The 3,195-nt window shown below is 69.9% G+C and carries 5 protein-coding genes and 2 pseudogenes; all 7 read left to right on the plus strand.

Features of this window, described 5'->3' with window-relative positions:
- Positions 1-413: pseudogene (locus ACIBF5_RS32595) on the plus strand (hypothetical protein); the annotation flags it as partial.
- Positions 414-415: 2 nt separating this feature from the next.
- The gene (locus ACIBF5_RS32600; protein WP_396816739.1) at positions 416-823 is read left to right on the plus strand and encodes a hypothetical protein; all 408 of its coding nucleotides are present in this window, start codon (positions 416-418) and stop codon (positions 821-823) included.
- Between the two features lie 2 nt (positions 824-825).
- Positions 826-1,236 carry a hypothetical protein gene (locus ACIBF5_RS32605; protein WP_396816740.1) on the plus strand — a complete coding sequence of 137 codons (411 nt, stop codon included), beginning with the start codon at positions 826-828 and terminating at the stop codon, positions 1,234-1,236.
- Between the two features lie 2 nt (positions 1,237-1,238).
- Positions 1,239-1,568, plus strand: coding sequence for a hypothetical protein (locus tag ACIBF5_RS32610; protein WP_396816741.1), 330 nt, complete (start codon positions 1,239-1,241; stop codon positions 1,566-1,568).
- A 43-nt stretch (positions 1,569-1,611) separates the two neighbouring features.
- Complete coding sequence (locus tag ACIBF5_RS32615; RefSeq protein ID WP_396816742.1) at positions 1,612-1,746, plus strand: hypothetical protein; 135 nt, start codon at positions 1,612-1,614, stop codon at positions 1,744-1,746.
- Positions 1,743-2,156: an HK97 gp10 family phage protein gene (locus ACIBF5_RS32620; RefSeq protein ID WP_396816743.1), complete on the plus strand. Its 414-nt coding sequence runs from the start codon at positions 1,743-1,745 to the stop codon at positions 2,154-2,156. Before ACIBF5_RS32615 ends, ACIBF5_RS32620 begins: the two co-directional genes overlap by 4 nt.
- Positions 2,156-3,195 (plus strand): annotated as a pseudogene (locus tag ACIBF5_RS32625) (hypothetical protein); the annotation flags it as partial. The gene ACIBF5_RS32620 and the pseudogene ACIBF5_RS32625, both read left to right, overlap by 1 nt.

Genomic DNA, 3,195 nt, shown 5'->3' on the forward strand with positions numbered 1-3,195 from the left:
CGTATCGCCGGCCGGCGATGTACGACGTCGTGTCCGGGCTGTGGCTGGTCGAGGTGGACGACGTCCAGGACGTCACCGGGATGACGGTCGGAGGGATGTCGGTGGCGGACTCTGGTGCGGTGTTGTTGCCGGACGACGCGCCGGAGCGGGGCAAGCCGTACGAGCGGCTGGGGTTCACCAGCTATCCAGGACGGCCGTTGGTCGCCGTGGCGCTGTGGGGCTGGACCGCGTTCCCGGCTGGTGTGGTCGGCGCGGCGAAGCTCCAGGTGTCGCGGTGGGCAAGTCGCCGGGACTCCCCGTACGGCGTGGCCGGGTCACCGGCCGACGGGTCGGAGCTGCGCCTGCTGGCCCGGCTCGACCCGGACGTGGCGACGACGCTGGCCGGGCTGTCCCGTAGGCGAAGGGTGGGCTGACCGTGAACGTCGCCGACATCGCCGACGAGGTCCGGGCCGCTCTCGACACCATCGAGGGCTTGCACGTGCCGGAGTGGGGCGTGAAGCGGGCCAGCGGGGAAACCGCCCTGGTGACCCTGCCGGAGCAGATCGAGTACGACACCACGTACGGCCGGGGCACCGACCGGATCCCGGACCTGGAGGTCATCATCCTGGTCCCTCGGCCGACGACACCGGAGGCCGTACGGGCGGTCGCGAAGTACGCCGACGGGTCCGGCGACCACTCGGTGAAGGCCGTAGTGGAGGCGTACGCGTACACGGCCTGCGACGCGGTTCGGGTCGCGTCCGCCGAGTTCGACGTCGCCACGTACGCCGGTACCGAGTACCTGGCGGCGCTGTTCCATCTCGATATCACAGGCCAAGGAGGCTGACCGTGGGGAACGTACACGGCAGGCACACGGTGATCATCCTCGATGACAACGACCTGTCCGCCTACTGCAACACCAGCGAGTTGACTCGGGGTGCCGACATCCACGACACCACCACCTACGGCAAGCTCGCCCACGTGCACGAGGGCGGTCTGCTCAACGGCACCGCGTCGATGGGTGGCCTCTACGACAACACCGCCAGCACCGGGCCCCGGGCCGTGCTCGCCCCGCTGCTCGGGCAGAAGGTGGAGCTGATTCGCCAGCCCGAGGGCGCCGGGACGGGCAAGCCGCAGGACAAGGTCGACGTCGTGGTTGGCCAGTACGTCGAGACGAACCCAGTCGCGGACATGGTCACGTGGACCTGTGACCTGACCCTGTCGGACACCGTCGACACCACCCCGCAAGCAGGGAGCTGACCATGACCAACGAAGACCTGAAGGCCCGGCTGCTACAGAAGCGTTGCCCGGAGGACGACGTACCGCTGGACGGTGTCGGTGTCGTGCGGGTGCGGGGACTGACCCGGGGCGAGGTCAAGGAGATCTCGGACGGCGTGAACGCGGGCCGGGACATGGAGCCGTACTCGCTGTCGCTGGCGCTGATCAGCCCGGCCATGACGGAGGACGAGGCCGCGGTGATGGCCAAGGTGGCGCCGTTCGGTGACATCCAGAAGCTCACCGCCCGCATCAACGAGCTGTCGGGGATCGCTCAGGGGGCCTCCAAGGAGGCGTACAAAAGCCTTCACGACTGATCCGGGGCTTGAATTCGATCACTTCCTGGCCGAGAAGCTGGGGATGACGGTGGCCCGGCTGCGGGCCGAGATGAGCGCGGACGAGTACATGCACTGGGGCGTCTACTACGCCCGCAAGGCACAGCGGGCCGAGTTGGACGCGCTGCGGGAGCGAGCGAGAAGCGGGGGGCGGCGGTGACGGAACCGATCCGGATCGAGGGTCTGGCCGCGTTCAACCGCAGCTTGAAGAAGCTCGACGCGGACGCACCGAAGGGCCTCCGGCTTGCCCTGAACGAGGGCGCCTCCATCGTGGTCGACGCGGCCCGGCCGATGATGCCGAGCCGTACCGGTCGCGCCCGGGCGGCGGTCACGGCCAAGTCGACCCGTACCGCGTCGCGAGTGTCAGCCGGGTCGAAGCGGGTGCCGTACGTGCCGTGGCTGGACTACGGCGGTGAGGGGCGAACCAAGGGCCGTCCGGCGTACCGCCCGTTCGAGAAGGGTGGTCGGTACGTGTACCCGGCGTACCACGCCAAGCGGGCCGACATCGAGACCGCGTTGGGCCAGGCGCTGCTGCGCGTCGTCGCCGACGCCGGGTTGGACCTGGACTGATGGCCGGCAACGCTGTCACGCTGACCTTCGCCGGTGACGCGACCCAGTTGCAGAAGGCCGCTGACCGGGCCGCTGCCGCGACCCAGAGCGTTGGTGACGCCGCCCGGGACGCAGGCCAGCAGATTGGCCGGGCGGACGCCGCGACGGCCGGCTATTCCAGTCGACTCGACCGGACCGCCGACATCGCTGTCGGTATGTCGACCGCCATCGGCGACGCCGGCGGCACGATCAGCACCCTGTCCGATCTCCAGCAGCTCGGCGCGAACCGGGCAGCCGAGCAGGCGCAGGCCCTGGCCGATGTCGAGCAGGCCGGGGTCGACGCGGACCAGGCACTCGGTGACCTGCGCCAGGCCCAGCTGGATCTCAATCAGTCGCAGCTCGACGCGAAGCAGGCCGGCGCCGACGCGGCGCAATCGCTGCTCGACATCGAGCAGGCCGGGATCGACGCCGAGCAGGCGCAGCGGGATTACAACGACGCGGTGAAGGAGCACGGCAAGGGGTCGATCGAGGCCCGGCAGGCTGCTCTGGATCTGAAGCAGGCGCAGGAGGATCTACGTCAGGCCGGGATCGACGGCGAACAGGCGCAGCTCGACCTGAAGCAGGCTCAGGAGGACGCCGCCCAGGCCGGTCGTGACGCAGCTCAGGCGAACGTTGACGCGAAGCAGGCGCAGCTGGACCTGAATGAGGCGACGCGGGCCGCGGACCCGACGGCGATGTCGGTGTGGGGGCAGAACATCGAGCTGGCGTCCAGTGCCGCACTCGGCCTGGTCGGCGCCGGGAACCTGCTGGTGATGGCGAACCAGTCGGTCAGCCTGTCGGCGGTCAAGGCCACGGCCGCCACGGTGGCGAGCCGGACCGCCGCACTGGCCGGTGCCGCCGCTACCGGTATCGCCACCGCCGCCCAGTGGGCGTGGAACGTGGCCCTGACCGCGAACCCGATCGGTCTGGTGGTGGTGGCGATCGGCGCCCTGGTCGCCGGCATCATCTGGGTCGCGACGAAGACGACCTGGTTCCAAGACCTCTGGTCGTGGACGTGGTC

The sequence above is a fragment of the Micromonospora sp. NPDC050417 genome, from assembly GCF_044458865.1.
Taxonomy (GTDB): domain Bacteria; phylum Actinomycetota; class Actinomycetes; order Mycobacteriales; family Micromonosporaceae; genus Micromonospora_G.